The organism is Caulobacter sp. P1_B12_2, assembly GCF_056406675.1.
Window position 1 is genome coordinate 1 of sequence record NZ_JBFTZS010000696.1, and the last position, 1538, is coordinate 1538.

The 1538-nt window shown below is 70.5% G+C and carries 2 protein-coding genes and 1 pseudogene; 2 read left to right on the forward strand and 1 reads right to left on the reverse strand.

Annotated elements, in window-relative coordinates:
- On the forward strand, window positions 1-290 hold a 290-nt coding region (locus tag AC1DZ6_RS24985), incomplete at its 5' end, for a tetratricopeptide repeat protein (RefSeq protein ID WP_477099786.1).
- 10 nt (window positions 291-300) lie between these two features.
- Here the strand turns inward: AC1DZ6_RS24985 and AC1DZ6_RS24990 are convergent.
- Window positions 301-1071, reverse strand: coding sequence for an SIMPL domain-containing protein (locus AC1DZ6_RS24990; RefSeq protein ID WP_477099787.1), 771 nt, complete (start codon window positions 1069-1071; stop codon window positions 301-303).
- Window positions 1072-1175: 104 nt separating this feature from the next.
- Between AC1DZ6_RS24990 and AC1DZ6_RS24995 the strand changes: the two are divergent.
- Window positions 1176-1538, forward strand: a pseudogene (locus AC1DZ6_RS24995) (ATP-dependent DNA helicase); the annotation flags it as partial.

A 1538-nucleotide genomic window follows, 5' to 3' on the forward strand; every position in this document is an offset into this window, starting at 1 on the left:
ACAGGGCCCTGGCCAATGTCGCCGCCGCCTATCACAACGGCGAGGGCGTGGCGGTCGATCTCGAAAAGGCCCTGGGCCTCTACGCCCTGGCGGCCAGCAGCGGCAACCTGACCGCCTATTACGATCTGGGCCAGATGTACGAGGACGGCGAAGGCGTTAAGGCCAGCCGCGCCAAGGCGGTGCAGCTGTACCGCATGGCCGCCGAAAGCGACGACGCCGAGGTGGCCGAGGCCGCCGAGGACGCCGTCGAGCGCCTCGAGAGCGGGTCCTCGGAAACCCCGATCGCCTAAGACCGAAGACCTAGGGCAGGAGGCTGTACGTCACCGTGATCCGCGCGTTGCGCACGATCGGCGGGGGCGTCATGGCCAGGGGCGCGGCCAGCTTGACGGCGGAGAACGCCGCGATGTCTTGCGCCTCGTACAGCGGCGCCGGGGGCGGCGGGGGCGCGATGTTGTTGATCGCATTGGCCTGGGAATCCTGGATGCGCAGGATCGGGCCCAGGTGTCGCCCCGACGACTCGGCGATCAGCCGCGCCTGGCGCTGGGAGTCGGCGATGGCCTCGCGCAACGCCCTGTCCTCCAGCGACTGGTCCTCGGCGAGACCGCCGTTGTTGAGGTTGACGTCGGCCGCGCCGAGCTGGGCCGCCAGAGAGGCGACATCGCCGACCTGCTTGGCCGGCGTCACCTTCACCTGAAAGCCGACCACGGCGACGCTGCCGATCACGGCGCATTCGCCGGTGCTGAGGCTGGGCGCGGCGTAGTTGACCATGCAGGCCTTGGGGCGGACTTCGCGGATGGACAGGCTTCCGCCGCGTACGTCGAGCGTCGGCTTGCCGGGCAAGGTCTTCAGGCTGGCTTCAAGCTTGCCGCGCGCCGCGGTCAGAGCGGCGACGGCGTCCGGCGAGGTGGCGCCTTCGCCACGAAGACTGAAGTTCAGCCACGCGTAGTCGGCCGGCGCCTCCGCCCGGCCGTTTCCGATCACGGTGATCATGGGCGGCGGCTGGTCGGAAGCCTGGGCGAAGGCCGCCGAGGACGCGGCCGAAATCAGGCAGGCGAGCAGAACGGTGCGCATGAATGTCTCCATTTTAGGTTGCGAAGATGGCAGGCCGCTGGTCGGCCGCCAAGGGATGAATATGTTCTCGTTCCGTTTCGGCCGCCGATCGGCTAAAAGACCGCGTGTCCGTACAGATTCCCGCCCTCGATCTTGCCCCCGCCTTGGTGGTCCTGCCCGGTCCGCGCGCCGGCGTCGCCGACGGCTCGGGCGAGGGCCGGGTTCTGCGCACCCCCGACGCGCGCGACCTGTTCGAGTATGGGCCGCTGCTGGTCGCCCACGCGGCGATGACCGCCAAGCGCTTGAACCTGCAGGCGCCCGTGCGCGGGCGCGGCGTGTTCGACGTGCTGGAACTCTACGCCTTCACCCGTCCGGCCACCTTCTGCGCGCCGTCGGCGGTGGGGCTGGCCACGGCCCTGGGCTTGCCCGAGCCCAAGGGCGCGCCGGCCCAGGCCCAGACCCTGCGCGACGCCGCCGCGGCCCTGCTG